The following is a 23,099-nucleotide window of genomic DNA, read 5'->3' as shown; positions in this document are numbered from 1 at the left end:
AGCTGAAAGGAACAGCTGTTAAACCGCTGCCGCTTTCGCTGCTTCACACGCCATCAAGATGCGCTCGGGCGTGGCCGGGGCATCCATGTACACCACGGCTTTGTGGTCGGCGCTGGCGGCCACTGCATCGCGCAAGGCGAAGAAGGCAGACAGGCCCAACATCAAAGGTGGCTCGCCCGTGGCCTTGCTGTTGAACGGTGTGGGCTTGTTGTTCTGGTTTTCAAACAAAGACACCTTGAAGTGTTCTGGAATATCGCCCGCCACTGGGATTTTGTAGGTGCTGGGGCCGTGCGTGAGCAGCTTGCCCTTTTTGTCCCAAATGCACTCTTCCATGGTGAGCCAGCCCATGCCTTGCACATAGGCGCCTTCGATCTGGCCTTTGTCCAATGCGGGGTTGATGCTGCGGCCCACGTCGTGCACGATGTCCACGGCCTTGAGCCACCACTCGCCGGTGCGGGTGTCGATTTCCACTTCACTCACAGCAGCGCCGTAGCAGTAGTAATAGAAGGCACGGCCGTTCAGTGTGGTGAAGTCGTATTTGATTTCGGGCGTCATGTAAAAGCCCGTGACAGACAAGCCCACGCGGTCGAGCCACGCTTGTTTGGTCACATCAGCCCACTTGACGGCTTTGCCGCCACCGTGAACTTCGTTGTTCGCAAAAGTCACATCGCCTTCGGCACAACCCAACATGCGGGCCGCCACTGGCTTCAAGCGCTCACGCATTTGCATCGTGGCGTTCATGATGGCCGCGCCGTTGATGTCAGCACCGCTCGAAGCGGATGTGGCTGAAGCGTTCGGCACTTTTTGCGAATCGGTGGCGGTGATGCGCACTTTGTCCACGCTGATGCCCAAACCATCGGCACACACCTGCGCCATCTTGGTGTTCAGGCCCTGGCCCATTTCGGTACCGCCGTGGTTGCAGCTGACAGAGCCATCCATGTAAATCACCAGCAGCGCGCCGCCTTGGTTCAAATGGGTAGCGGTAAAGCTGATGCCGAACTTCAAAGGCACGAGCGACAAACCGCGCTTGCGGGTTTTGCTCTTGGCGTTGAAGGCTTGCACCGCAGCGCGGCGCTCGGCGTAGTTGGATTCGCGCTCGACCTGGTCGATCACCTTGTCACCCACCCAGTCTTCAATGAGCTGGTTGTATTGGGTGGTCATGGTGTCGGGCGTGCCGCTGATGGCCGGGTCTTTGTAGAGGTTGAGCTTGCGCACTTCCAAGGGGTCTTTGCCCAAAGTCATCGCAATTTCGTCCATCACCGTTTCGATGCCAAACATGCCCTGTGGGCCACCGAAACCACGGAAAGCGGTGGCGCTTTGCGTGTTTGTTTTGCAGCGGTGGCTGACCAGCTTGAGCGCAGGCAGGTGGTAAGTGTTGTCGATGTGCAGGCAAGCGCGGTCGTTCACAGGGCCTGAGTAGTCGGTGCTGTAACCGCAGCGAGACATCAGCGTGATGTCTGCGCCCAAGACGCGGCCGTTGTCGTCAAAACCCACTTCGTAGTCGATGCGGAAATCGTGGCGCTTGCCGGTGATGGTCATGTCGTCGTCGCGGTTCACGCGCAGCTTGACGGGCTTGTTCAGCTTGTGCGCGGCGAGTGCAGCGCTTTGGCTGAAGATGCTGGCGTTGCCTTCTTTGCCACCAAAGCCACCACCCATGCGGCGGCAAATCACCTCCACATCGTTGGTGTGCAGGTTCAGGGCGTGCGCGGCTTCGCGTTGGTTGCCGTCGGGGTGCTGGGTTGACACGTACAGCGTGAGCTGGCCGTCTTCTTTGGGCACTGCATAGGTAATTTGGCCTTCCAGATAGAACTGTTCTTGCTGGCCGGTGCGTGTGGTGCCTTTGATTTTGTGAGGTGCATTGGCAATGGCGGCAGCCGCGTCACCGCGGGTGATGCCTTTGGCGGGCATGATGAAACTGTTGGCAGCCATCGCCTCTTCCACCGTCAAGATGGGCTGGAGTTCTTTCACCAACACTTTGGCTTTGTGTGCAGCTTCGCGGGCATAAAGCATGTCGCGCGCCACGACCACGGCCACGGCCTGACCGATGAACTCGACCTTGCCTGCAGCGAGGAACGGGTCATCGTGCACGATGGGGCCGCAGTTGTTTTCGCCGGGGATGTCTTTGGCGGTGTAAACCGCTACGACGCCATGCTCTTTGAGGATGGCTGCACGGTCAATGCCGTCGCCGATCAGCTCGCCGTGCGCCACGGGCGACAAGATGAGCGCTGCGTACAAAGTGCCTGCGTGCTCAGGGATGTCGTCGATGTAGGTGGCCGTGCCGGTCACGTGCAAGTGCGCGGACTCATGAACGACGTCGGTGCCTTGCTGAACGCCTGAAACAGGCAGCAGGTTTTTGAGTGCGGTAGGAGCGTTCATTCAAGCCACCTCTTTCTGTTCTTCGATGAATTCCAAAGCCAAGTTGCGAGCCACCAATGCACGATACGCCCATGTGGCACGCAAGCCGTCGCGGGCGGTGAAGCTAGAAGCAATCACGGCATCCAAGTCGGCGGCTTTCACATCTGCTGGTGATTTGCCTTCAAGCACAGCTTCAAGTTTGGGCGCACGCGCTGGGAATGGGCTCAAGCCGTTGTAGGCCAGTTTCACGCCAGCCAGTTTGCCGCCTTTGAGGGTGTAGCTGATGGCCGCGCAAGTGGCAGAAATGTCTTGCTCAAAACGCTTGCTCACCTTGTGGGCGCGGAACACTTGGCCCGCCACAGGCTTGGGCAACTCAACCGCTTCGATGAACTCACCGGCTTCGAGCACGCTTTTCTTCATACCGGTGTAGAAGTTTTCCAGCAGCACGTTGCGTGTCTTCTCGCCACGGCGCAGCACCAGGTTGGCACCCAGCGCAAGCAAGCAAGGCATGGAGTCGCCAATGGGTGAACCGTTGGCAATGTTGCCCGCCAAGGTGGCAGTAGAACGGATGGGGGGCGAACCAAAGCGGCGCAGCACTTCGGCAAAGTCTGGGTAAGCCTTAGACACCAGCGCTTCGACTTGGGTGAGCGACACCGCTGCGCCAATGCGCCAAACCTTGTCGGTCTCGGCCACTTGGCGCAGTTCTTTGACGTTGCCCAAGTACATGATGTGGTCTGGGCGTGCGAACTGTTTGTTCACTTGCAAACCGATTTCAGTGCTGCCTGCCAGCAAAGTGGTGGTGGGGTGTTTGACTAAATAATCGGCCACTTCAGCCAAGGTGGCGGGCGACACAAACTCATTGCCCTTGCGGGTGCGCACCACAGGCTGCACGATGATGTCGCCTTCCAGGCTCATGGTCGGTGTGCTGGCACGCTTGATTTCTTTGAGCAGCGGCAAGTCGGCGCTGTCGTCCACTTTCAAAGCAGCTTTCTTCTCGCAAGCCTTGGCCGCAGCGTCAATGATGGGCGCGTAGCCTGTGCAGCGGCACAAGTTGCCACTCAGGGCGTCGGTGATTTCTTGGCGCACGGGCGAGGTGTTGGTTTGCACCAAGTTGACCAAGCTCATCACGATGCCAGGTGTGCAAAAGCCGCACTGCGAGCCGTGGCACTTCACCATTTCGTCTTGCAGGGGGTGCAGCGTGCCGTCGGCCTTCTTCAAGCTTTCCACCGTCTTGATGGATTTGCCGTCGAGCGAAGGCAGCAACTGGATACACGCGTTGGTGGCCACATAGTCCACGCCCGTGCCAGCGGCATTGAGTTCACCCACCATCACCACGCAGGCACCACAGTCGCCCTCGGCACAACCTTCTTTGGTGCCGGTGCGGTGGAGCTGCTCACGCAGGTAATCAAGAACGGTGGTGGTGCGACGGGCACCTTGGGCTTCAACGATCTGGCCGTCGAGCACAAAGCGCACGGTGTTGGTGACTTGGGTCATGGTGTGGGGTGTGGGAATCTGGGAAAGAACCTAGATTTTAGTGACTTGCACCCCAAATCTGCAGCAGGTATGCCGCTTCGTATACAAAAAAACTTAAGACCCGCGGTAGGTCGAGTAGCTCCAAGGGCTGACCAACAAGGGCACGTGGTAGTGCTGGTCAGTGTGGGCCACCCCAAAATCCAAGCTCACCAAGTTCAAAAAATTAGGCTCAGGCAATTCAACCTTCTTAGCGGCAAAGTAGCCCTTCACGTCAAACACCAAGCGGTAGGTGCCTTTTTTCAGGCTGTCGTTGTCGTACAGCAGGCCGTCAGGATTGCGGCCATCGTGGTTCAGGGTGAACGACTTGACCAAGGTGGCTTGGCCGTCATCGGTGGTGGTGAACAGCGACACTTTCATACCGGCTGCGGGGCCGCCGTGCATGGTGTCTAAAACATGTGTGCTCAATCCCATGAAATGCTCCGAAAATGGTTAGCGACCGACTTGGTCGACTGAAAGTGTATACAATTTTTCCATTTGGGTCTATCATGGGCTCAAGTGAATTTGCCGGAGACCTCAAATGGACAGCTCAACCGCCACCCGAAGCATTGTGGACGCCCTCACCAAAGCCATTGTGGAGCACCGTCTGCACCCCGGCACCAAACTGGCCGAGCAAAAACTGGCCGACCACTTTGGTGTGTCGCGCACCCTCATCCGCCAAGCGCTGTTTCAACTCGTGCAAAAACGACTCATTCGGATGGAACCAGCACGCGGTGCGTTTGTAGCCACCCCCTCTTCCGATGAAGCCCGTCAAGTATTTGCCGTGCGACGCATGATTGAAGCGGAGATGACGCGCAGCTTTGTACGCCACGTGACACCCGCGCAAATCAAAGCCCTCAAAGAACACGTCGCCGAAGAAAAGGCTGCGGTTAGCCGGGGCGATGTGCCGGGCCGTACCGACCTGCTGGGCGACTTCCACGTGCGCATCGCCGAGCTGATGGGCAACCAGGTATTGGCGCAAATCTTGAACGAATTGATTTCGCGCTGCGCCCTGATTACCTTGATGTACCAGAGCAGCAATGCCGCCGAACACTCGGCCGACGAGCATGCCGAAATTTTGAAAGCCATCGCCGCCAAAGACGAAGACTTGGCCGTCAAGCTGATGGACGAGCATTTGCGCAACGTGGAAGAAGGCTTGGCCCTCGACCGCAAAGTGCCCAGCAACGACATCGCCATGGCGCTGGCCTAAGCGGCTATTCAAATACGGAGTTACTGCATGTCAAACCCCAACGCCACCTACGACAGCACCGCCGCCTACCCCCGCGATTTGGTGGGCTACGGCCGCCAAGTGCCACACGCGCAATGGCCCAACCAAGCCCGCATTGCGGTGCAGTTTGTGCTGAACTACGAAGAAGGCAGCGAGAACGCCACGGTGCATGGCGACGCGGGCAGCGAGATGTTTTTGAGCGAGATGTTCAACCCGCCTAGCTTTCCCGACCGCCATCTGAGCATGGAAGGTATTTACGAATACGGCTCACGCGTGGGCGTGTGGCGCATCTTGCGCGAATTTGAAAAACGCGGCCTGCCCCTCACCGTGTTTGGCGTGAGCATGGCGCTGGAGCGCCACCCCGAACTCACCGCCGCGTTTGTGGAGCTGGGCCACGAAATTGCCTGCCACGGCTACCGCTGGATCAACTACCAAACCACCGACGAAGCCACCGAGCGTGCGCACATGAACAAAGGCGTCGACATCATCGAACGCCTCACAAGCACGACGCACGGCAACAGCATTCATGGCGCTGGCTGGTACACCGGCCGCGACAGCCCCAACACCCGCCGCCTCGTGGCCGACCACGGTGGCTTTGAATACGACAGCGACTACTACGGCGAAGACCTGCCCTTTTGGATGAAGGTCCAAAAAACCAATGGCGACGTCGTGCCCCAACTCGTTGTGCCGTACACCCTTGACTGCAACGACATGCGCTTTGCCCTGCCCCAAGGCTTTAGCCAAGCGGAAGACTTCTTTGTGTATTTGCGTGACAGCTTTGACGCGCTGTACGCCGAAGGCGACCCCAACGGCGACAACGCCCCCAAGATGATGAGCATCGGCATGCACTGCCGTTTACTGGGCAAGCCAGGCCGCATCGTGGCGCTGCAAAAGTTCTTAGATCACATCGCCAAACACGACCGTGTGTGGGTGGCCCGCCGCATCGACATCGCGCGCCACTGGAAACAAGTGCATCCCTACAGCGGCAGCTGATGGCTACACCGCACACCGTCAACACTTTCGCATCGTTTCACACCTAAGCAGGACAACGCCATGAGCCACTCGCACATCACGCTGAACCAAATCAACACCCTGCCCCGCGCCGAGGCAGCCGCCCTGCTGACCGGCTTGTACGAACACTCCGATTGGATTGCCGAACAAGCGCTCGCTGCTCGCCCTTTTGCATCTGCCGCCGCGCTCAAGCACGCGATGGTGAAGGTGCTGGAGAAAGCTGGCCGTGCACCGCAACTCGCCTTAGTCCGCGCCCACCCCGAGTTGGCAGGAAAAGCCATGGTGAGCAAAAGCCTCACCGCCGAATCCACCAACGAGCAAACCAAAGCGGGCCTGACCCACTGCAGCGAGCAAGAATTTGCGCACATCCAGCAGCTCAACGCCAGCTACAACGCCAAGTTTGGTTTTCCGTTCATCTTGGCCGTGCGCGGCCCGCGTGGCTCTGGCCTCAACAAACAGCAAATCATCAGCACCTTCGAGCGCCGCCTGCACAACCACCCCGACTACGAACTAGCCGAGTGCTTGCGCAACATCCACCGCATCGTGGAGATTCGCTTGAACGACAAACTGGGCTACGAGCCCGCGCTGGGCCAAGAGGTGTGGGACTGGCACGAATGGCTGGCCCAGTTCAGCGACGCTGGCGTGGTGAACCCACAAGCGCCGCACGCCGCACGCGAAGAACTCACCGTCACTTACCTGACCGACGCACACCTGAAATGCGCCCGCACGATTGAGCTGGGCATGAAAGCCTGCGGCTTTGACGAGGTGCACATCGACGCGGTGGGCAACGTGGTGGGTGTTTACAAAGCTGCATCACACGACGCCAAAACTTTGATGACCGGCTCGCACTACGACACCGTGCGCAACGGCGGCAAGTACGACGGCCGCTTGGGCATCTTCGTGCCCATAGCCTGCGTGCGCGAACTGGCCCGCGCAGGTAAGCGTTTGCCTTTCAACCTCGAAGTGGTGGCCTTTGCCGAAGAAGAAGGCCAACGCTACAAAGCCACTTTCCTCGGCTCTGGCGCTTTGGTGGGCGACTTCAAACACGAGTGGCTGGACCAACAAGATGCGGACGGCATCACCATGCGACAAGCCATGAAACAAGCCGGCTTGAAGGTTGAAGACATCCCTCAACTCACCCGCAACGCCGCAGACTACTTGGGCTTTGTCGAAGTCCACATCGAGCAAGGTCCTGTGCTGAACGAACTCGACATTCCGCTGGGCGTGGTCACCTCCATCAACGGCAGCGTGCGCTTTGTGGGCGAAGTAGTCGGCATGGCCAGCCACGCAGGCACCACACCGATGGACCGCCGCCGCGACGCCGCCACTGCCGTGGCCGAACTGGCCTTGTTTGTAGAAAAACGCGCGGCGGCATTGAACGCCGTCTCTGCCGACACGGCGAAGAACCCAACTTCGGCATGTGTAGGCACCATCGGCATGCTGACCGTCCCCAACGGCTCCATCAACGTGGTGCCCGGCCGCTGCCAATTCAGCCTCGACCTGCGCGCCACCACCGACGCCATGCGCGATGCATTGATGAACGACGTGCTCGCTGAACTCAAAGCCATTTGCGAGCGCCGTGGCTTGCACTACACCCTCGAAGAAACCATGCGCGCCAGCGCCGCACCTAGCGACGCCAAGCTGCAAGGCTTGTGGGAAAACGCTGTGCAAAGCTTGGGCGTGCCCGTGTTCCACCTGCCCAGCGGCGCGGGCCACGACGCGATGAAACTGCACGAAGTCATGCCCCAAGCCATGTTGTTTGTGCGTGGTCAAAATGCCGGCATCAGCCACAACCCGCTTGAGAGCACCACCAGCGACGACATGCAACTGGCCATCGACGCCTTCATGCACTTGCTGCACAACACACATGCCTAAGCTCCAACGCGCTTCACCCGACAACGACAACCCGACACACACCATGAGCCAAACCCTATACGCCCAACTCGACGCCTGGATTGACGCGCACTTTGATGAGCAAGTGAAGTTCTTGCAGGCCTTGGTGCAAGTCCCCACCGACACCCCACCCGGCAACAACGCACCGCACGCCGAGCGCACCGCCGAGTTGCTGCACAGCTTTGGCTACGAAGCCGAAAAGCACGCTGTGCCCTTGCCGGAAGTCAAAGCCTACGGTTTGGAAAGCATCACCAACCTCATCGTGCGTCGCAAGTTTGCCGATGGCGGCAAAACCATTGCGCTCAACGCCCACGGCGACGTGGTGCCCCCCGGCGAAGGCTGGACGCACAAGCCCTACGGCGCTGAGATTGAAAACGGCGCGATGTATGGCCGCGCCACGGCAGTGAGCAAAAGCGACTTCTCGACCTTCACCTTTGCCACACGCGCACTGGAGTCGTTGGGCTTGCCTCAAGAACCAGGCGGGCAGCCGCTGGTGCAGCTGCGTGGCGGCGTCGAACTGCACTTCACCTACGACGAAGAGTTTGGCGGCGAGAAAGGCCCAGGCTGGTTGCTTTCGCACGGCCTGACCAAACCCGACTTGATGATTGCGGCAGGCTTTAGCTACCAAGTGGTCACCGCCCACAACGGCTGCTTGCAAATGGAAGTCACCGTGCAAGGTGAAATGGCACACGCCGCCATTCCCGACAGCGGCACCGACGCGTTGCAAGGCGCAGTGCACATCCTGAACGCACTGCATGCGCTCAACGAGGGCTACAAAAATACGACCTCAAAGATTGAAGGCATCACCCACCCTTACCTGAACGTCGGCCAAATCAGCGGTGGCACCAACACCAACGTGGTGCCGGGCAAGGTCGTGTTCAAGCTCGACCGCCGCATGATTCCGGAAGAGAACCCTGTTGAAGTGGAAGCGTCTATTCGCAAAACCATCGAAGACGCAGCGGCCAGCTTTAACCCACCCCGTGGCGGCAAGCAACTCAAGGTCGACATCAAACGCCTCTTGCTCGCTAAGGCCATGGTGCCGCTGGCAGGCAACAAGCCATTGGTGGACGCCATCCAAAAACACGGTGGTGAATTGTTTGGTGAGCCCATCCCCGCTGTGGGCACGCCGCTGTACACCGATGTGCGTTTGTATGTGGCACAGGGCATTCCGGGCGTCATCTACGGCGCAGGGCCACGCACGGTGCTGGAGAGCCATGCCAAGCGCAACGATGAACGTGTGATGTTGGAAGATGTGCGTCGGGCGACCAAGGTAGTGGCGCGCACGTTGTTGGATTTGTTGAGTTAAATCTGTTTCGTAGGATTTCGCTCCGGTGGGAGTTGTGCGGCTTGGGCACGGCGGCCTCCTCATGCTGGAGTACCAGAAATCGTCGGCCGCCGCCCCCAAGCCGCACAACTGTTTCATCTGAAAAACTGCTCGCCGCAGTCTGTAGGTGGAGGCAGTGGGCAGGTGACGATTTCTGGTACCCCAGCATGAGGAACCTGCCCACTGCCTGCGCCTACAGCGAGCCCAGCAAAACAAAAGCAAAAAATAGGGTTTCTCCGTAAAACAAGCCGCGGCAACTTTGTATACAGTTTTGTATGCGAGAAATCCAAAAGGAAAAACCATGACCCAATCCACCCATCCCGTTGACGAGCACTTGCCTACCGGCAAGCTCGCCGCTCTCGGCTTGCAACACGTGCTCGTCATGTACGCAGGCGCTGTGGCTGTGCCGCTCATCGTGGGCCGTGCTTTGAAGCTCAGCCCCGAACAAGTGGCCATGCTGATTTCGGCCGACTTGTTTGTGTGCGGCTTGGTCACCCTCATTCAATCGTGGGGTGCGACCCAATGGTTTGGCATTCGCTTGCCCGTCATGATGGGCGTGACCTTTGCCGCCGTGGCACCTATGGTGTCTATGGCCAATGCCAACCCAGGCGACGCAGGGGCACAACTCATCTTTGGCGCCATCATGGGCGCGGGCGTGATCTCGATGCTGATCGCTCCCTTGGTCAGCCGCATGCTGCGCTTCTTTCCCCCCGTGGTGACCGGCACCATCATTGCGGTGATCGGCATCAGCTTGATGCGCATTGGCATCAATTGGATTTTTGGCAACCCTTTCGGCCCCACCGCGCCGTCTATCGTCAACCCCGAGCACGCCAAGTGGCTGGCTGACGCTGCGGCGGCGGCTTCGGCCCCTGGCTCCACCTTGTCTGCGGTGCCCAAAGATTTGGCCTTGGTTGCCAAAATTCCAAACCCCAAATACGCCGACCTCACGGGCGTGGGCATTGCCGCTTTGGTGCTGGTGTCTATTTTGATGATCGCCAAATTTGCCAAAGGCTTCATCGCCAACATCTCGGTGCTCTTGGGCATCATCATCGGCGGCGTGGTCGCCACCAGCTTCGGGCTAATGAACTTTGACAAAGTGGGCAAGGCCGAGTGGTTTGGCATCGTCACCCCATTCCAGTTTGGTATGCCTGTGTTTGACCCCGTGCTCATCCTCACCATGACTTTGGTGATGATTGTGGTGATGATCGAATCCACAGGCATGTTCTTGGCCTTGGGCGAAATGACCGACCGTCATGTGGACCGCGCCGCGCTCACCCGTGGTTTGCGCACCGATGGTTTGGGCACGCTGATTGGCGGCATCTTCAACACCTTCCCTTACACCAGCTTCTCGCAAAACGTGGGCCTCGTTGCCGTGACGGGTGTAAAGAGCCGCTTTGTGTGCGTGGCCGGCGGCATCATCCTCATCATCTTGGGCGTCATTCCTAAGATGGCTGCTTTGGTTGAGTCACTCCCCACGGTGGTCTTGGGCGGCGCTGGCTTGGTGATGTTTGGCATGGTGGCCGCCACCGGCATTCGCATCTTGGGCGGTGTGGACTTCAAGAACAACCGCTTCAACAGCTTGGTCGTGGCCATTTCCATTGGCATCGGCATGATTCCGCTGATCGCCCCGAACTTCAAGCAATGGATGCCGCACAACCTGCACCCACTGATTGAGTCGGGCATCTTGTTGGCCTCCATCTCAGCGGTGTTGTTGAACTTGTTCTTCAACGGCGCGTCCAAGGACGACTCAGCGGCTGTCGCGGCTGCTCGTCAAGCAGATAACCACTAAAGACACCTGGGTGACTTGAAAAGGCCCGTTCCGACGGGCCTTTTTCATCTGCACAGCCGGTTGAGGCTGGCATAAGCAGTAATACCAACAAGGCGTGCGATAGCACACAGTTACACTCGCTGATCAAAAAAAGCGACCCCCTCATTGGATCGCAACACCACATTCCCCCCCATTGTCTGGAGCAAACAAAATATGGAACTACTTCAAAGCACTGACTTCTGGCTAGGCCTGCTGTTGATTATTTGGATCAACATCATCTTGTCAGGCGACAACGCCGTCGTGATCGCTTTGGCGGCTCGCAGCTTGCCCCCTGAACAGCAGAAAAAAGCCATCATGTTTGGCTCTGGTGCTGCTGTGGTCCTGCGTATCGGCTTGACCGTGGTTGCGGCCATGTTGATGAACTTGGAATATCTGCAAATCGTAGGCGGCGCGCTACTCTTGTGGATTGGCGCACAACTCTTGGCGGGTGAAGACGAAGACGAAGGTGAAGGCAGCGAGCACAGCAGCCTCTTTTCCGCTATTCGCACCATCTTGATCGCCGACTTGGTCATGAGCTTGGACAACGTCATTGCTGTGGCTGCAGCCGCCAAAGGCGACCAAGTGCTGTTGATCATCGGCTTGGCCATCAGCATTCCGATGGTGATTTTCGGCAGCACTTTGATGATCAAACTCATGGAGCGCTTTCCCATCATCATTACCCTTGGCGCAGCTTTGATTGGCTGGGTCGGTGGTGAAACTGTGGCCAGCGATGCTGTGCTGCGCGATTTCAGCGCCGCCAACTCTTGGTTCCATCTGACAGCAGCCGCTTGCGGTGCAGTCTTGGTGTTTATTTGGGGCAAGTTCAACCAGTCCCGCAAACACAAAGCGATACAAGCTGAATAAGGCAAAGCGCTTTCTGCTCCCCCTCAAAAGCCAGCCAACGTGCTGGCTTTTTTCATACCTGAACGACACAGCAGGCGACGCACCGTGAAAGTGCAGATCACCGCATTGGTGCAATGTCAGCTTGTATACAAACCATTCTCGCGCACAATTTGCGCTCTGCCAGTCTAAAACCGCTACTCTCAGCGGGCACCTTTATTGCAAGGTAGTTGGCATCGACTTTTCAATTTGCTTTTAAGAGGCCCACATGATCAAACGCACCTTCATCAAAACCACCCTCGGCTTGGCATTGGCTGCCACGTTTGCGGGTGCCTCAGCACAAACTACGCCCCTCAAGTTCCAACTCGACTGGCGCTTTGAAGGCCCCGCTGCTTTCTTCTTGGTGCCTGCTGCCAAAGGCTATTTCAAAGACGCCAAGCTCGATGTGACGGTGGATGCTGGCAACGGTTCGGGCGGCGCAGTTAACCGCGTGGCTTCAGGCGCATACGACTTGGGCTTTGCCGACTTGGCCGCCTTGATGGAATTCCACGCCAACAACCCCGACGCACCCAACAAGCCTGTGGCCGTGATGATGGTCTACAACAACACGCCCGCGTCGGTGATGGCGTTGAAAAAATCGGGCATCAAAACGCCTGCCGACTTGGCTGGCAAAAAGCTGGGCGCACCTGTGTTTGACGCAGGCCGTCGCGCTTTCCCCATCTTCGCCAAGGCCAACAGCGTGCCCGCCGTGAACTGGGTGTCGATGGACCCACCTTTGCGCGAAACCATGTTGGTGCGCGGCGATGTGGACGCGATCACCGGCTTCACGTTCACCTCTTTGCTCAACATTGAAGCCCGTGGTGTGAAAGCTGACGACGTGGTGGTCATGCAATACCCAGACTTCGGCGTGAAGCTGTACGGCAATGCCATCATCGCCTCACCCAAATTGGTCAAAGAAAACCCAGCCGCCATCAAAGCGTTCTTGACTGCTTTCGCCAAAGGCGCGAAAGATGTGATCGCTGACCCCGCCAAAGCCATCGAAACGGTCAAGGCCCGCGACGGCATCATCAACACCGAGCTCGAAACACGCCGCTTGAAGCTGGCCATTGACACCGTGATCAACAGCCCAGACGCGCGTGCTGAAGGCTTTGGCCAAATCAAAGCGCCTCGTTTGTCTTTGATGGCATCGCAAGTGTCTGATGCGTTCAACACCAAGACACGCGTCAAAGCAGACGAAATCTGGAACGGTTCTTTCCTGCCCACAGCCAAAGAACTCGACGTGTTGCCAAAAGGTAAGAAGTAAATAGGCCCCTTTTGATGACTGCTTCTCCCGAACACTTCGTCGACTTTCAAAACGTCTGGCTCGCCTACAACGATGAGTTGTTGGCGCAAAACCACTTTGCAGTGGAAGACATCAACCTGCAGGTCAAGCAAGGCGAGTTCATCGCGATTGTGGGTCCCTCGGGTTGCGGCAAATCCACCTTCATGAAACTCACCACGGGTTTGAAAAAACCCAGCCGTGGCGAAATTTATGTCGATGGTCAGCCCGTCAATGGTCCGCTCAAGATCAGCGGCATGGCATTCCAATCGTCCTCGCTGCTGCCTTGGCGCACCACGCTGGATAACGTGCTGTTGCCTTTGGAAATCGTGGAACCTTACCGTTCCAACTTCAAAGCCAAAAAGGCAGAGTACGAAGCCCGAGCCATCAAGTTGTTGCAAAGCGTGGGCTTGAGCGGTTACGAGCGCAAGTTTCCGTGGGAACTGTCAGGTGGCATGCAGCAACGCGCCAGCATTTGCCGTGCGTTGATTCATGAGCCCAAGATGCTGTTGCTTGACGAGCCGTTTGGTGCGCTCGACGCCTTCACCCGCGAAGAGCTGTGGTGCACGCTGCGCGACTTGCACGCCGAACAAAAGTTCAACGTCATCTTGGTCACCCACGATTTGCGTGAGTCCGTCTTCTTGGCCGACACCGTGTATGTGATGAGCAAGAGCCCAGGCCGCTTTGTGGTCAAACGCGACATCGACTTGCCACGCCCCCGTGACTTGGAGGTGACCTACACCCCCGAGTTCACAAACATCGTCCACGAGCTGCGCGGCCACATTGGCGCCATGCGCAAAGACGGCACCCACCTCGGGCAGTAAAAAACCATGAATCAAAAACAACTCGAAACTTGGGCGCCTTGGGGCTTGCTGATTGCCACCTTGGTCATTTGGCAAGGCATGTGCTCGCTCTTCAATGTGTCTGAATTTGTCTTCCCATCACCGCTGCGCATCTGGCAGCAAATGGTCGAATACCGCGACGTCATTGCGGGCCACGCGTGGCGCACCTTCTGGGTGACCATGGTCGGCTTTGGCATTGCCATCGTGGTGGGCGTGCTGCTCGGCTTTGTCATTGGCAGCTCACGCTTGGCCTATGCAGCCGTGTACCCGCTGATGACCGGCTTCAACGCCTTGCCCAAAGCGGCCTTTGTGCCGATTTTGGTGGTGTGGTTTGGCATTGGCGTGGGCCCTGCCATCTTGACTGCCTTCCTCATCAGCTTCTTCCCCATCATGGTGAACATCGCCACGGGCTTGGCCACCTTAGAGCCTGAGCTTGAAGACGTGTTGCGCGTCTTGGGCGCCAAGCGCTGGGACGTGTTGATCAAAGTGGGCCTGCCCCGCTCCATGCCCTACTTCTACGGTTCACTCAAAGTCGCCATCACCTTGGCCTTTGTGGGCACCACCGTGTCTGAGATGACCGCCGCCAACGAAGGCATTGGTTACCTGCTGATTTCTGCGGGCTCGGCCATGCAAATGGGCTTGGCATTTGCGGGCTTGGTGGTCGTGGGCGCGATGGCCATGATCATGTACGAGCTGTTCAGCATGATTGAAAAACACACCACGGGTTGGGCTCACCGCGGCTCACAAAACCACTGATCGCACAGACACATGTACGCACAACAGCAAAAAGAGTTTCTTGAAGCCACCGCGTGGCTTCGCCCCCTGACCCGCTGGGCGGCTGCGTTCTCTTTCAGTGCGTCTGGTGTTTTGCCAGCGTGGCTGAGAAATCTGCCGCTCAAACTGGTCAAGCGCATTCTGGCGGGCTATCAAAAGAAAATGGCCACCAGCTCGGGCTGCAACAGCTGCGATTAAGCGCAGCCCTTCAGCCGTTCCGCTGTTTATTCACCAAACTGCAAGGCGGCCAAACTGGCATACAGACCCGCACGCGCCATCAACTCGGCGTGTGTGCCCTGCTCCACCAAGCGGCCATGCTCTAGCACCCAAATACAGTCGGCACGCTGCACCGTGGCCAAGCGGTGTGCAATCACGAGGGTCGTGCGGCCTTGCATGGCTTTCTCTAACGCAGCTTGCACCATGCGCTCGCTGTTGGCGTCCAAAGCGCTGGTGGCTTCGTCTAGCAGCAGCATGGGTGGGTTCTTCAAAATAGCCCGTGCAATCGCAATGCGCTGACGCTGCCCGCCCGACAAGCGCACGCCTCGGTCACCCAAATACGTGTCAAAGCCTTCGGGCAACTCGTTGATAAATTCCGTAGCAAACGCCGCCTCTGCCGCTGCATGCACAGCTTGGTCAGTGGCATCGGGTTGGCCGTAGCGGATGTTCTCCATCACCGTGCCCGAAAACACCACGGGCTCTTGCGGCACAACGCCAATGCGCTGACGCAAATCGTGCAAATCCATTTGCTCAATCGCCACGCCGTCTAACAGCACTGCGCCTTGCTGAGGCGCATAAAAACGCATCAGCAAAGAAAACAGCGTGGTCTTGCCAGCACCACTGGGGCCAACAATGGCCACGGTTTGCCCTGCATGCACCTCGCCCGCAAGGCCATTGAGGGCGCGCTGCGCGGGCCGCGACGGGTAGTTGAAACTCACCTCACGCAGCACCAAGCTCGAACCGTGTGTAGGCCAAGGCGCACGCTGTGGCTGCTCGGGCGAACGCACATCCGATTGGGTGTGCAGCAGCTCCATCAGCCGCTCGATCGCACCTGCGGCACGCAGCACATCGCCATACACCTCACCCAGCACGGCAAAGGCGCTGGCCAGCAACACCACATACACCACGGTTTGGCCCAGCTCACCGGCGGTGGTCGTGCCCGCACGCACCGACAGTGCACCCATGTACAAGCCCCACAACAACGCCGCACTCGACGCCATGATGATGAAACCCACCAAGGCCGAACGCGCACGCACGCGGCGCAGCGACGTGGCCAAGGCTTGCGCGGTCGAGCCGCTGAATCGCAAAGCCTCGCGCCGCTCGGCCGTGTAGCTTTGCACCACCGAAATGGCATTCAGCACCTCAGACGCCATGGCACTTGAATCGGCCACACGGTCTTGGCTGGCACGCGACAGGCGGCGCACACGGCGGCCCAAATACACACTCGGAAACACCACCAACGCCAGCACCCCAATCACCTGCAACATCAGCCAAGGGTTGGTCCAAATCAGCATGGCCATTGCGCCCACGCCCATCACCGCATTGCGCAGCCCCATCGACAACGACGAGCCCACCACGGTTTGAATCAGGGTGGCGTCGCTCGTCAAACGCGACAGCACCTCGCCCGACTGCGTGGTTTCAAAAAACGTGGGGCTTTGCTGCAGCACATGGGCGTAGACCTTGTTTTTCAAGTCCACCGTGATCTTCTCGCCCAGCCAGCTCACCATGTAAAACCGTGCCGACGAAAACACCGCCAAGGCCGCAGCCACCATGAACAGCTCAACAAACTGAGTGGCCAACACCTCGGGCGTGGCCTGCTCGGCCAAGCCTTGGTCAATCAACGTGCGCAGCGCCCACGGAAAGGCCAAGGTCGTGCCAGCCGCCAGCAACAAAAACAGGCCAGCCAAGGCCACCTGAACACGGTAAGGGCGAATGAATGGAATCAGTCCAGACAGCGATTGGGGGGTGGGCTTCATGTCAGTGACCCAAGATCAGGTCATGCCCATCTTTGTCGTGCACGGCAAACTTATCCACCAAGGTGGCGCTGGCCAAGTTGAGGCCGCGCACCTCCACGTCAAAGCCATTGCGGCGCAACTTGAACACCACTTTGTCGAGAGCGCTGACCGCTGTGATGTCCCAAAAATGTGCGCGTGACACATCCACCACCACCTTGTGCACCGGCTCTTCAAAATCAAACGCATCCACAAAGCGCTCAGCGCTGGCAAAAAACACTTGGCCAATCACGCGGTACACATGGGTTTGGCCGTTGTCTGCTTGCTCGGACTGCACCAGCAAAATTTGGCCAATCTTGTGCGCAAAGAAAAAGCCCGACAGCAACACCCCCACCAACACGCCACGCGCCAAATCGTGGGTGTACACCGTCACCAGCACGGTGGCCAGCATCACCACGCTAGAGCTTTTGGGGTGCTCACGCAGGTTGCGAAACGAGCCCCAGTTGAACGTGCCAATCGAGACCATGATCATCACCGCCACCAACGCAGCCATCGGTATCTGGCGCACCCAGTCGCCCAAAAACACCACCAAAATCAGCAGCATCACACCCGCCACCAAGGTGGACAAACGCCCGCGCCCACCCGATTTGACGTTGATCACCGACTGACCAATCATGGCGCAACCCGCCATGCCACCCATGAAACCTGTGGCAATGTTGGCCACGCCTTGGCCCACGCACTCGCGGCTCTTGTCACTTTTGGTATCGGTCATCTCGTCCACGATGGTGGCCGTCATGAGCGACTCTAATAAACCCACCACCATCAAAGTGGCCGAGTACGGCAAGATGATCAGCAAAGTGTCCAAGTTCAGCGGCACATCAGGCAGCAAAAACACGGGCAGGCTGCTGGGCAACTCGCCCATGTCACCCACCGTGCGAATGTCTAACCCTAAATAAATAGATACACCGGTCAACACCACAATCGTCACCAGCGGCGAAGGCACAGCCTTGGTGATGTAGGGCAAGCCATAAATGATCACCAAGCCCGCTGCCGTCATGGCATACACATGCCATGTCACATGGATCAGCTCTGGCAGCTGGGCCATGAAAATCAAAATCGCCAGCGCGTTGACAAAACCGGTCACCACAGAGCGCGACACAAACTGCATCATGCGGCCCAAGTGCAGCCAGCCCGCCACCACTTGCAGCACACCTGTCAACACCGTGACCGCCAACAAATACTGCAAGCCGTGGTCTTTGACCAAGCTGGCAATCACCAGCGCCATGGCGCCCGTGGCCGCCGAAATCATGCCGGGGCGGCCGCCCGCAAACGCCAAGATGGTGGCAATCGAGAACGAGGCATACAAGCCCACTTTGGGGTCAACCCCCGCGATGATGGAAAACGCAATGGTCTCAGGAATCAAGGCCAGCGCCACCACCAAACCCGCTAGCACATCGGCGCGAACGTTAAAAAACCAAGTTTGCTTGAGTGATTGAAAAGTCATGCCCTAGTTTAGTTGGCCCAAAAACGCCACCAAGGCTTCTTGCTCTTTTGCGAGGTATCGGAGTCCTCATCGGTGAGGCGGAAGAACGGCAACAGCAAATCTTCCATCGAATAAAAGCCTTTGCTTTTGCCTTGCAGCTGCTCGACCGCAAACACAATGCCGTTACCAAATGCTTCGCGTGAAATCGACTCGTGCTTCAAACGCACGGTTTGGTATGGAAAACCAAACAAAATTTCATGCGTGCCAATGATGCCGCCTGCACGAATGGTTTTGATTTGGCTCTCGTCAAGGTCTAGCTGCTTGGCAATGACCTTGGCTGTGCCAGACACTTCGGGCTTGAGTTTGAAATGCTCCTCAATGATTTCAATATCGGTGTAGGGCGCAATATTCTTCAAAATCTTGGCTGAAATCATCAAGAAGTTAATGCCCAGCGTGATGTTGGGCGAGTGCATGACCACCGTCTGCGAAGCAAGCGCCTTGAGTCGTTCCTTCGTTTCTGGCTCGTACTGCGACACCGCGCTGATGATGGTGATGCCTCGCTTGGCCGCCGCTTCGCCGTAATAGCTCAAACCCGAATCGCCCGAAAAATCAATGATCACATCCACTGGTTTTTGGTCCAACAAATTGGCTGCTGTGAATTCAGCCTTTGACAAGATCAACGCAGGCTCGTCCGACTTAACGCCCAAGAATTCTGCTACCGACCGGTGCTCTAAAACATGTGACTGGCGCATCACCCACTGCAGCTGCGTAAGCTCTGAATCCAACAACACTGACGCAACAGCCCTGCCCGTCTTACCAAAACCAATCAATCCAACGCGCATGCTGCACCTCCGTTTAATACATGAATCACAACAAAAGCAAGGCCGCCATGGCCACCGCAGTAGGAAACAAAGCCCCTAATAACAATCCACCCGCCCCCACCGACGCATCGGCAAACCCCGCACGCAGCAGCGCCACACCCGCGGGGTTGGGTGCGTTGGCAATCACGGTCAGGCCGCCGCCGGCCACCGCACCGGCCACCAAGCTGTATTTGGCTTCGTCCGAAATATCCAAAATCAGCGAGCCCAAATACGTCAGCGCCGCGTTATCGGTAAAGGCCGTCAGCACCGTGGTTCCGTAGAACAACACCTGCGGGTTCATGGTCGAGACAATGGGCTGCAGCCACCACTGCTGCATGCCGCCCAACACCACCAAGCCCGCCAAGAAAAAGCCCACCAACAAAGCCTCTTTCAAAATCAGCGGGTTTTGGTAGCGCTCATAGGCTTGTGCAAACCCCATGAACATCACAAACAGCCCAATGAACGCCACGGGGTAATGCGCCAAAGCCACCACCGCCGCCAAAAAAAACAAGTGCACGGCCATCACAGTTTTGGGAATGGGGTCTGTCACGCCTGGCTCGACAGCATGGCTGTTCACACCCAAATGGTTGCGCAGCACAAACACCGCCGCTGTGGCATTAACCAGCACAGCCAACGCAGCCTTCCAGCCAAACTGGGCAAACATAAACGCGCTGTCCCAGCCCCACACAGTGGCCACCATTAACACGGGCGGTGCGGCATATGAAGTGAGCGTGCCACCAATCGACACGTTGACAAACAACACCCCCAGCGCAAAGTACTTCACCCGCTCAGGCACTTCCGTACGAAACACCTGCGAGGCCAACATCAACGCGGCGATAGTCATGGCAGCAGGTTCGGTGATGGCCGAGCCCAACAAGGGCACGGCACACAGACCTAACCACGCCTTGGCCAGCGAGGCCCGCATGGGCATGAGTCGCGAGGCCGCATCTACTGCCGACATGACAAAACTCAAAATAGGTTTAGACGCCGCCACCACCATCACCACAAACACAAACAGTGGCTCGGTGTATTGGCGCGATTCGGCATAAGCCAAAGCTTGCGTGCCGTCTTGCAGCCATGCCATGCACACGATCAGGACGATGGCCCAAAAGCCAAACACAACCTCGACTTCACCCAAGAGGTGAAACAAGCCAGCATGCGCAGGATAACGATGGGACAGCCGTTCAAAGAACTTGGCGGCAAAGGTGTGGGCTAAAGCGACTGCAAATAGAAAAGCAGCCACCCACTCAATAGAAATAGGGGTCATAGCAAACACACAGGTTTTTTCCGCGTGGCGGCCCGACCGACGCTAAACCTGTTGACTCATCATTGAATGAACACCCGTCTCCATTCTAATGAACACATATCAACAATACGTTTGCTATTGGTTTCAACATTGGCATTAGGAGCCGGGCATAACGATTTGGTTGAATTACGTGCAGCAAGTGAAAATGCACAGGCAGTCATCATTCAAAATGAGATGCCCCTTATGCTTTCAAAAGCCGCTTTCGAAGCGGCTTTTTTTATGTCTTTAATATTCATTAAAAACATCAAGTTCGTCGAATATCTAGCCTTAATTCGATAAATTCCTCGAATTTACGAATATCATCAATGCCACTCTCGCCCGGCGCTATACCCACATAGACAAGCCGGATTTCCTCTATTTAAGGCGATCCCCCATGGCATCTTCCACAGACCACTCAACCGAGAGTCGACAACTCGGCCCAAACAAAGCAGACAAACTCTTTTTGACCTTTTTAGCGCTCGTCGTCGTCGCTGTCACTGGGCTTGGCGTTGTCAACTACAAAGAAGCGCTCAAAACAGAGACCGCCAAAAGCAACGGAGAAGCTTGGGTGGCATGGCTGACCGAGACTGGCGCCACACGTTTTGAGGCCAACACGCCGCATCCCGCCTGCAAAGGCGGCGTCAAACCGGCTGCAGACGCCAAAGCAGACACACCCGGCACTTGGGGCGCTTGCCTGGCCCACGTCATGGCCACCACGGAGCTGAAGGACCAAATCAATCCGTTCTTCAATACAACGCCGCATTTTGTGGCAGCTTGCGTGCCATCCGACCGCACCTTAATGGGCGCGATTTTGTTGGAAGACTTGATGCCCACCCCTCCTGGCTCAGCGACACCTTTTGTGGCGTCACAACTACTCGAGACTGACAGCATTGACTACAAGATGCAATTGCGTCTTTCTGTATGTGACAAGGGTGGCTACGCCATCAAAGTTGCTGAATTTGAATTCTGAGGTGAGCCATGGAAATGACTAAACAAGACAAATTTCTACAAGACCTCAACGTAGAGGCCATTCTGGGTCAAGACCAAGAGGCCAACATCCCACGTGACTTGCCCATGCGCAAGTGGCTCTACTCTTGGTTGCTCGACCCAAACATTCCGGGGAACCTACAAGCCGCCTTAGACAAATGGATCAGTTATCTGATCATCGCCAACTTGTTCACCTTGATGTTCGAACACGTGCCCGCGGTTTACGAACCCTACCGTGCTTGGTTTGAGCTCTTTGACATCTTCTCTGTGGCCGTCTTCACCATTGAATACGCCTTGCGCTTGTACCTCGCGCCAGAGGACGAAGAGTTCAAGAACCGCAAGAGCGCGCGCTGGGGCTTTGTCTCTAGCCCATTTGCCATCATCGACTTCTTGGCTGTGGCGCCTTTTTACTTGAAGGCGTTCATTCCCATCGACTTGCGCGTGTTGCGATTCCTGCGACTCTTGCGAATCCTCAAGTTGTTCCGCGTCTTGATTCCAGCCATCGCTGAATTCAAAGAACTCAACAAAGACCGCACCTTCCGCCAAAAGGTTCACGCCCTCGTGTTCCCCAGCAACTACGGCGGCACCATGCAAAACATCTTTGAGGTGTTCATTGCGGTGTGGGTGTTGTTGTCTGTGTTGGCGGTGATCTTGGAGTCGGTCAAAGGCATTCATTACGTGCTGCATTTGCAATTCGTGATCTTGGACGCCGTGGCTGTCGGCATCTTCACCTTGGAGTACTGCATGCGCATTTACTCCTGCGTGGAAGAGCCCGGCTACAAAGGTGCGGTGATGGGACGCTTCAAACAAGCCAAATCGCCATCCACCTTCATCGACTTCTTGGCCGTGCTGCCCTTCTTCTTAGAAGTGTTCTTGCACCACCTGATGGACTTGCGTTTCTTGCGAGTGTTCCGTTTGGCCCGATTGCTCAAACTCACACGCGGCAGCGATGCCACAGCCGTGTTGGTCAAAGTCGTGGTGCGTGAATGGCCCGTCATGAGCGCGGCCACCTTCATCATGTTCTTGCTGTTGGTCTTGACGGCCAGCTTGGGCTACTTGTTCGAATACGACGCTCAGCCTGAGAAGTTTGAAAACATCCCCACGTCGATCTACTGGGCGGTGATTACCTTGGCGTCCGTGGGCTATGGCGACATTTCACCCGTGACCCCCATGGGTCGTGCGATGACCAGCATCTTGGCGCTGATGGGCATTGGTATCTTCGCCATCCCCGCTGCGTTGTTGGCCTCGGCCTTCAGCGATGAGTTGGTCAAAGAACGTGACCAGTTGAAAGCCAACTTGTTCAGCATCCTCAAAGATGGCCATATCAGCGATGAAGAAGCCGCTGTCATTCGTGCTGAAGCCAAGCGCTTGCATTTGACTGTGGCCGAAGTCAACGCCTTGATTGAGGTGGTGGTCAAAGAACACGAGCTTGAAGAGCGCAACCCGCTGCCCATCCACAAGATTGCAGAAAACCCAGCCTTGGCGGTGGAGCATTTCAAAGTCTTGTTGGGCCAAATCAGACAGCTCGGCGTGCAAACCGATGAAGCCAAATTTGAGGCAGCTGCACAACAAGGTGCGCGATTGTCATCAAGCGAGCTTGCTTTGTGGCACAAAATTCAGGGCAACAGCTAAAC

General features: G+C 57.1%; 20 protein-coding genes. 13 read left to right on the top strand and 7 right to left on the bottom strand.

Going from position 1 to position 23,099, the window contains the following annotated elements:
- Positions 1 to 18: 18 nt before the first annotated feature.
- The 3 genes from xdhB to uraH form a co-directional block, all read right to left on the bottom strand.
- The gene (gene xdhB / locus B9Z44_RS10530; protein WP_108402407.1) at positions 19 to 2,376 is read right to left on the bottom strand and encodes a xanthine dehydrogenase molybdopterin binding subunit; all 2,358 of its coding nucleotides are present in this window, start codon (positions 2,374 to 2,376) and stop codon (positions 19 to 21) included.
- The gene (xdhA, locus tag B9Z44_RS10525) at positions 2,377 to 3,849 is read right to left on the bottom strand and encodes a xanthine dehydrogenase small subunit (protein ID WP_108402406.1); all 1,473 of its coding nucleotides are present in this window, start codon (positions 3,847 to 3,849) and stop codon (positions 2,377 to 2,379) included.
- Positions 3,850 to 3,942: 93 nt separating this feature from the next.
- The gene (gene uraH / locus B9Z44_RS10520) at positions 3,943 to 4,299 is read right to left on the bottom strand and encodes a hydroxyisourate hydrolase (protein WP_108402405.1); all 357 of its coding nucleotides are present in this window, start codon (positions 4,297 to 4,299) and stop codon (positions 3,943 to 3,945) included.
- 106 nt (positions 4,300 to 4,405) lie between these two features.
- Here uraH and B9Z44_RS10515 point away from each other — a divergent pair, with 106 nt between their 5' ends.
- The 10 genes from B9Z44_RS10515 to B9Z44_RS10470 all read left to right on the top strand — a co-directional run bounded on the left by B9Z44_RS10515 (position 4,406) and on the right by B9Z44_RS10470 (position 15,099).
- Positions 4,406 to 5,074: a GntR family transcriptional regulator gene (locus B9Z44_RS10515; RefSeq protein WP_108359234.1), complete on the top strand. Its 669-nt coding sequence runs from the start codon at positions 4,406 to 4,408 to the stop codon at positions 5,072 to 5,074.
- A gap of 27 nt (positions 5,075 to 5,101) precedes the next feature.
- Positions 5,102 to 6,085: an allantoinase PuuE gene (gene puuE, locus B9Z44_RS10510; protein ID WP_108402404.1), complete on the top strand. Its 984-nt coding sequence runs from the start codon at positions 5,102 to 5,104 to the stop codon at positions 6,083 to 6,085.
- 60 nt (positions 6,086 to 6,145) lie between these two features.
- Positions 6,146 to 7,978: a 2-oxo-4-hydroxy-4-carboxy-5-ureidoimidazoline decarboxylase gene (gene uraD / locus B9Z44_RS10505; RefSeq protein WP_108402403.1), complete on the top strand. Its 1,833-nt coding sequence runs from the start codon at positions 6,146 to 6,148 to the stop codon at positions 7,976 to 7,978.
- 43 nt (positions 7,979 to 8,021) lie between these two features.
- Positions 8,022 to 9,302 carry a M20 family metallopeptidase gene (locus B9Z44_RS10500; protein ID WP_108402890.1) on the top strand — a complete coding sequence of 427 codons (1,281 nt, stop codon included), beginning with the start codon at positions 8,022 to 8,024 and terminating at the stop codon, positions 9,300 to 9,302.
- A gap of 319 nt (positions 9,303 to 9,621) precedes the next feature.
- Entirely contained in the window at positions 9,622 to 11,109 is a 1,488-nt protein-coding gene (locus B9Z44_RS10495) for a nucleobase:cation symporter-2 family protein (protein ID WP_108402402.1), read from the top strand.
- Positions 11,110 to 11,301: 192 nt separating this feature from the next.
- Positions 11,302 to 11,991, top strand: a complete 690-nt coding sequence (locus B9Z44_RS10490; RefSeq protein WP_108359239.1) for a TerC family protein — start codon at positions 11,302 to 11,304, stop codon at positions 11,989 to 11,991.
- Between the two features lie 244 nt (positions 11,992 to 12,235).
- Entirely contained in the window at positions 12,236 to 13,270 is a 1,035-nt protein-coding gene (locus tag B9Z44_RS10485) for an ABC transporter substrate-binding protein (protein ID WP_108402401.1), read from the top strand.
- Positions 13,271 to 13,284: 14 nt separating this feature from the next.
- Positions 13,285 to 14,109 carry an ABC transporter ATP-binding protein gene (locus tag B9Z44_RS10480; protein ID WP_108359241.1) on the top strand — a complete coding sequence of 275 codons (825 nt, stop codon included), beginning with the start codon at positions 13,285 to 13,287 and terminating at the stop codon, positions 14,107 to 14,109.
- Between the two features lie 6 nt (positions 14,110 to 14,115).
- Positions 14,116 to 14,883 (top strand): ABC transporter permease, encoded by a 768-nt coding sequence (locus B9Z44_RS10475; protein WP_108359242.1) that lies wholly within the window; start codon positions 14,116 to 14,118, stop codon positions 14,881 to 14,883.
- A 12-nt stretch (positions 14,884 to 14,895) separates the two neighbouring features.
- Complete coding sequence (locus tag B9Z44_RS10470; protein WP_108402400.1) at positions 14,896 to 15,099, top strand: hypothetical protein; 204 nt, start codon at positions 14,896 to 14,898, stop codon at positions 15,097 to 15,099.
- Between the two features lie 26 nt (positions 15,100 to 15,125).
- On the opposite strand, the gene B9Z44_RS10465 is transcribed toward B9Z44_RS10470, so the two are convergent.
- Genes B9Z44_RS10465 through B9Z44_RS10450 form a run of 4 tightly spaced genes read right to left on the bottom strand, consistent with a single transcriptional unit; the run spans position 15,126 to position 20,460 of the window.
- Complete coding sequence (locus B9Z44_RS10465; protein ID WP_108402399.1) at positions 15,126 to 16,874, bottom strand: ABC transporter transmembrane domain-containing protein; 1,749 nt, start codon at positions 16,872 to 16,874, stop codon at positions 15,126 to 15,128.
- 1 nt (position 16,875) lies between these two features.
- Positions 16,876 to 18,354: a SulP family inorganic anion transporter gene (locus B9Z44_RS10460; RefSeq protein WP_108402398.1), complete on the bottom strand. Its 1,479-nt coding sequence runs from the start codon at positions 18,352 to 18,354 to the stop codon at positions 16,876 to 16,878.
- A gap of 8 nt (positions 18,355 to 18,362) precedes the next feature.
- Positions 18,363 to 19,175 carry a 4-hydroxy-tetrahydrodipicolinate reductase gene (locus B9Z44_RS10455; RefSeq protein WP_108402397.1) on the bottom strand — a complete coding sequence of 271 codons (813 nt, stop codon included), beginning with the start codon at positions 19,173 to 19,175 and terminating at the stop codon, positions 18,363 to 18,365.
- 25 nt (positions 19,176 to 19,200) lie between these two features.
- Positions 19,201 to 20,460, bottom strand: coding sequence for a putative Na+/H+ antiporter (locus tag B9Z44_RS10450; protein WP_108359247.1), 1,260 nt, complete (start codon positions 20,458 to 20,460; stop codon positions 19,201 to 19,203).
- 66 nt (positions 20,461 to 20,526) lie between these two features.
- Here B9Z44_RS10450 and B9Z44_RS10445 point away from each other — a divergent pair, with 66 nt between their 5' ends.
- The 3 genes from B9Z44_RS10445 to B9Z44_RS10435 all read left to right on the top strand — a co-directional run bounded on the left by B9Z44_RS10445 (position 20,527) and on the right by B9Z44_RS10435 (position 23,097).
- Positions 20,527 to 20,778 carry a hypothetical protein gene (locus B9Z44_RS10445; RefSeq protein ID WP_146179030.1) on the top strand — a complete coding sequence of 84 codons (252 nt, stop codon included), beginning with the start codon at positions 20,527 to 20,529 and terminating at the stop codon, positions 20,776 to 20,778.
- A gap of 94 nt (positions 20,779 to 20,872) precedes the next feature.
- Positions 20,873 to 21,448: a hypothetical protein gene (locus B9Z44_RS10440; protein ID WP_108402395.1), complete on the top strand. Its 576-nt coding sequence runs from the start codon at positions 20,873 to 20,875 to the stop codon at positions 21,446 to 21,448.
- Between the two features lie 8 nt (positions 21,449 to 21,456).
- Complete coding sequence (locus B9Z44_RS10435; protein WP_108359249.1) at positions 21,457 to 23,097, top strand: ion transporter; 1,641 nt, start codon at positions 21,457 to 21,459, stop codon at positions 23,095 to 23,097.
- Positions 23,098 to 23,099: the final 2 nt, after the last annotated feature.

Origin of the sequence: Limnohabitans curvus, assembly GCF_003063475.1 — a bacterium.
In the GTDB taxonomy this organism is placed as follows: Bacteria; Pseudomonadota; Gammaproteobacteria; order Burkholderiales; family Burkholderiaceae_C; genus Limnohabitans; species Limnohabitans curvus.
This window is presented reverse-complemented; position numbering and strand designations above follow the sequence as displayed.

Excerpts from the sequence above, each read along its gene's own strand:
- xdhB (WP_108402407.1), bottom strand. The coding sequence starts at position 2,376 with ATGAACGCTCCTACCGCACTCAAAAACCTGCTGCCTGTTTCAGGCGTT.
- xdhA (WP_108402406.1), bottom strand. The coding sequence starts at position 3,849 with ATGACCCAAGTCACCAACACCGTGCGCTTTGTGCTCGACGGCCAGATC.
- uraH (WP_108402405.1), bottom strand. The coding sequence starts at position 4,299 with ATGGGATTGAGCACACATGTTTTAGACACCATGCACGGCGGCCCCGCA.
- B9Z44_RS10515 (WP_108359234.1), top strand. The coding sequence starts at position 4,406 with ATGGACAGCTCAACCGCCACCCGAAGCATTGTGGACGCCCTCACCAAA.
- puuE (WP_108402404.1), top strand. The coding sequence starts at position 5,102 with ATGTCAAACCCCAACGCCACCTACGACAGCACCGCCGCCTACCCCCGC.
- uraD (WP_108402403.1), top strand. The coding sequence starts at position 6,146 with ATGAGCCACTCGCACATCACGCTGAACCAAATCAACACCCTGCCCCGC.
- B9Z44_RS10500 (WP_108402890.1), top strand. The coding sequence starts at position 8,022 with ATGAGCCAAACCCTATACGCCCAACTCGACGCCTGGATTGACGCGCAC.
- B9Z44_RS10495 (WP_108402402.1), top strand. The coding sequence starts at position 9,622 with ATGACCCAATCCACCCATCCCGTTGACGAGCACTTGCCTACCGGCAAG.
- B9Z44_RS10490 (WP_108359239.1), top strand. The coding sequence starts at position 11,302 with ATGGAACTACTTCAAAGCACTGACTTCTGGCTAGGCCTGCTGTTGATT.
- B9Z44_RS10485 (WP_108402401.1), top strand. The coding sequence starts at position 12,236 with ATGATCAAACGCACCTTCATCAAAACCACCCTCGGCTTGGCATTGGCT.
- B9Z44_RS10480 (WP_108359241.1), top strand. The coding sequence starts at position 13,285 with ATGACTGCTTCTCCCGAACACTTCGTCGACTTTCAAAACGTCTGGCTC.
- B9Z44_RS10475 (WP_108359242.1), top strand. The coding sequence starts at position 14,116 with ATGAATCAAAAACAACTCGAAACTTGGGCGCCTTGGGGCTTGCTGATT.
- B9Z44_RS10470 (WP_108402400.1), top strand. The coding sequence starts at position 14,896 with ATGTACGCACAACAGCAAAAAGAGTTTCTTGAAGCCACCGCGTGGCTT.
- B9Z44_RS10465 (WP_108402399.1), bottom strand. The coding sequence starts at position 16,874 with ATGAAGCCCACCCCCCAATCGCTGTCTGGACTGATTCCATTCATTCGC.
- B9Z44_RS10460 (WP_108402398.1), bottom strand. The coding sequence starts at position 18,354 with ATGACTTTTCAATCACTCAAGCAAACTTGGTTTTTTAACGTTCGCGCC.
- B9Z44_RS10455 (WP_108402397.1), bottom strand. The coding sequence starts at position 19,175 with ATGCGCGTTGGATTGATTGGTTTTGGTAAGACGGGCAGGGCTGTTGCG.
- B9Z44_RS10450 (WP_108359247.1), bottom strand. The coding sequence starts at position 20,460 with ATGACCCCTATTTCTATTGAGTGGGTGGCTGCTTTTCTATTTGCAGTC.
- B9Z44_RS10445 (WP_146179030.1), top strand. The coding sequence starts at position 20,527 with ATGAACACCCGTCTCCATTCTAATGAACACATATCAACAATACGTTTG.
- B9Z44_RS10440 (WP_108402395.1), top strand. The coding sequence starts at position 20,873 with ATGGCATCTTCCACAGACCACTCAACCGAGAGTCGACAACTCGGCCCA.
- B9Z44_RS10435 (WP_108359249.1), top strand. The coding sequence starts at position 21,457 with ATGGAAATGACTAAACAAGACAAATTTCTACAAGACCTCAACGTAGAG.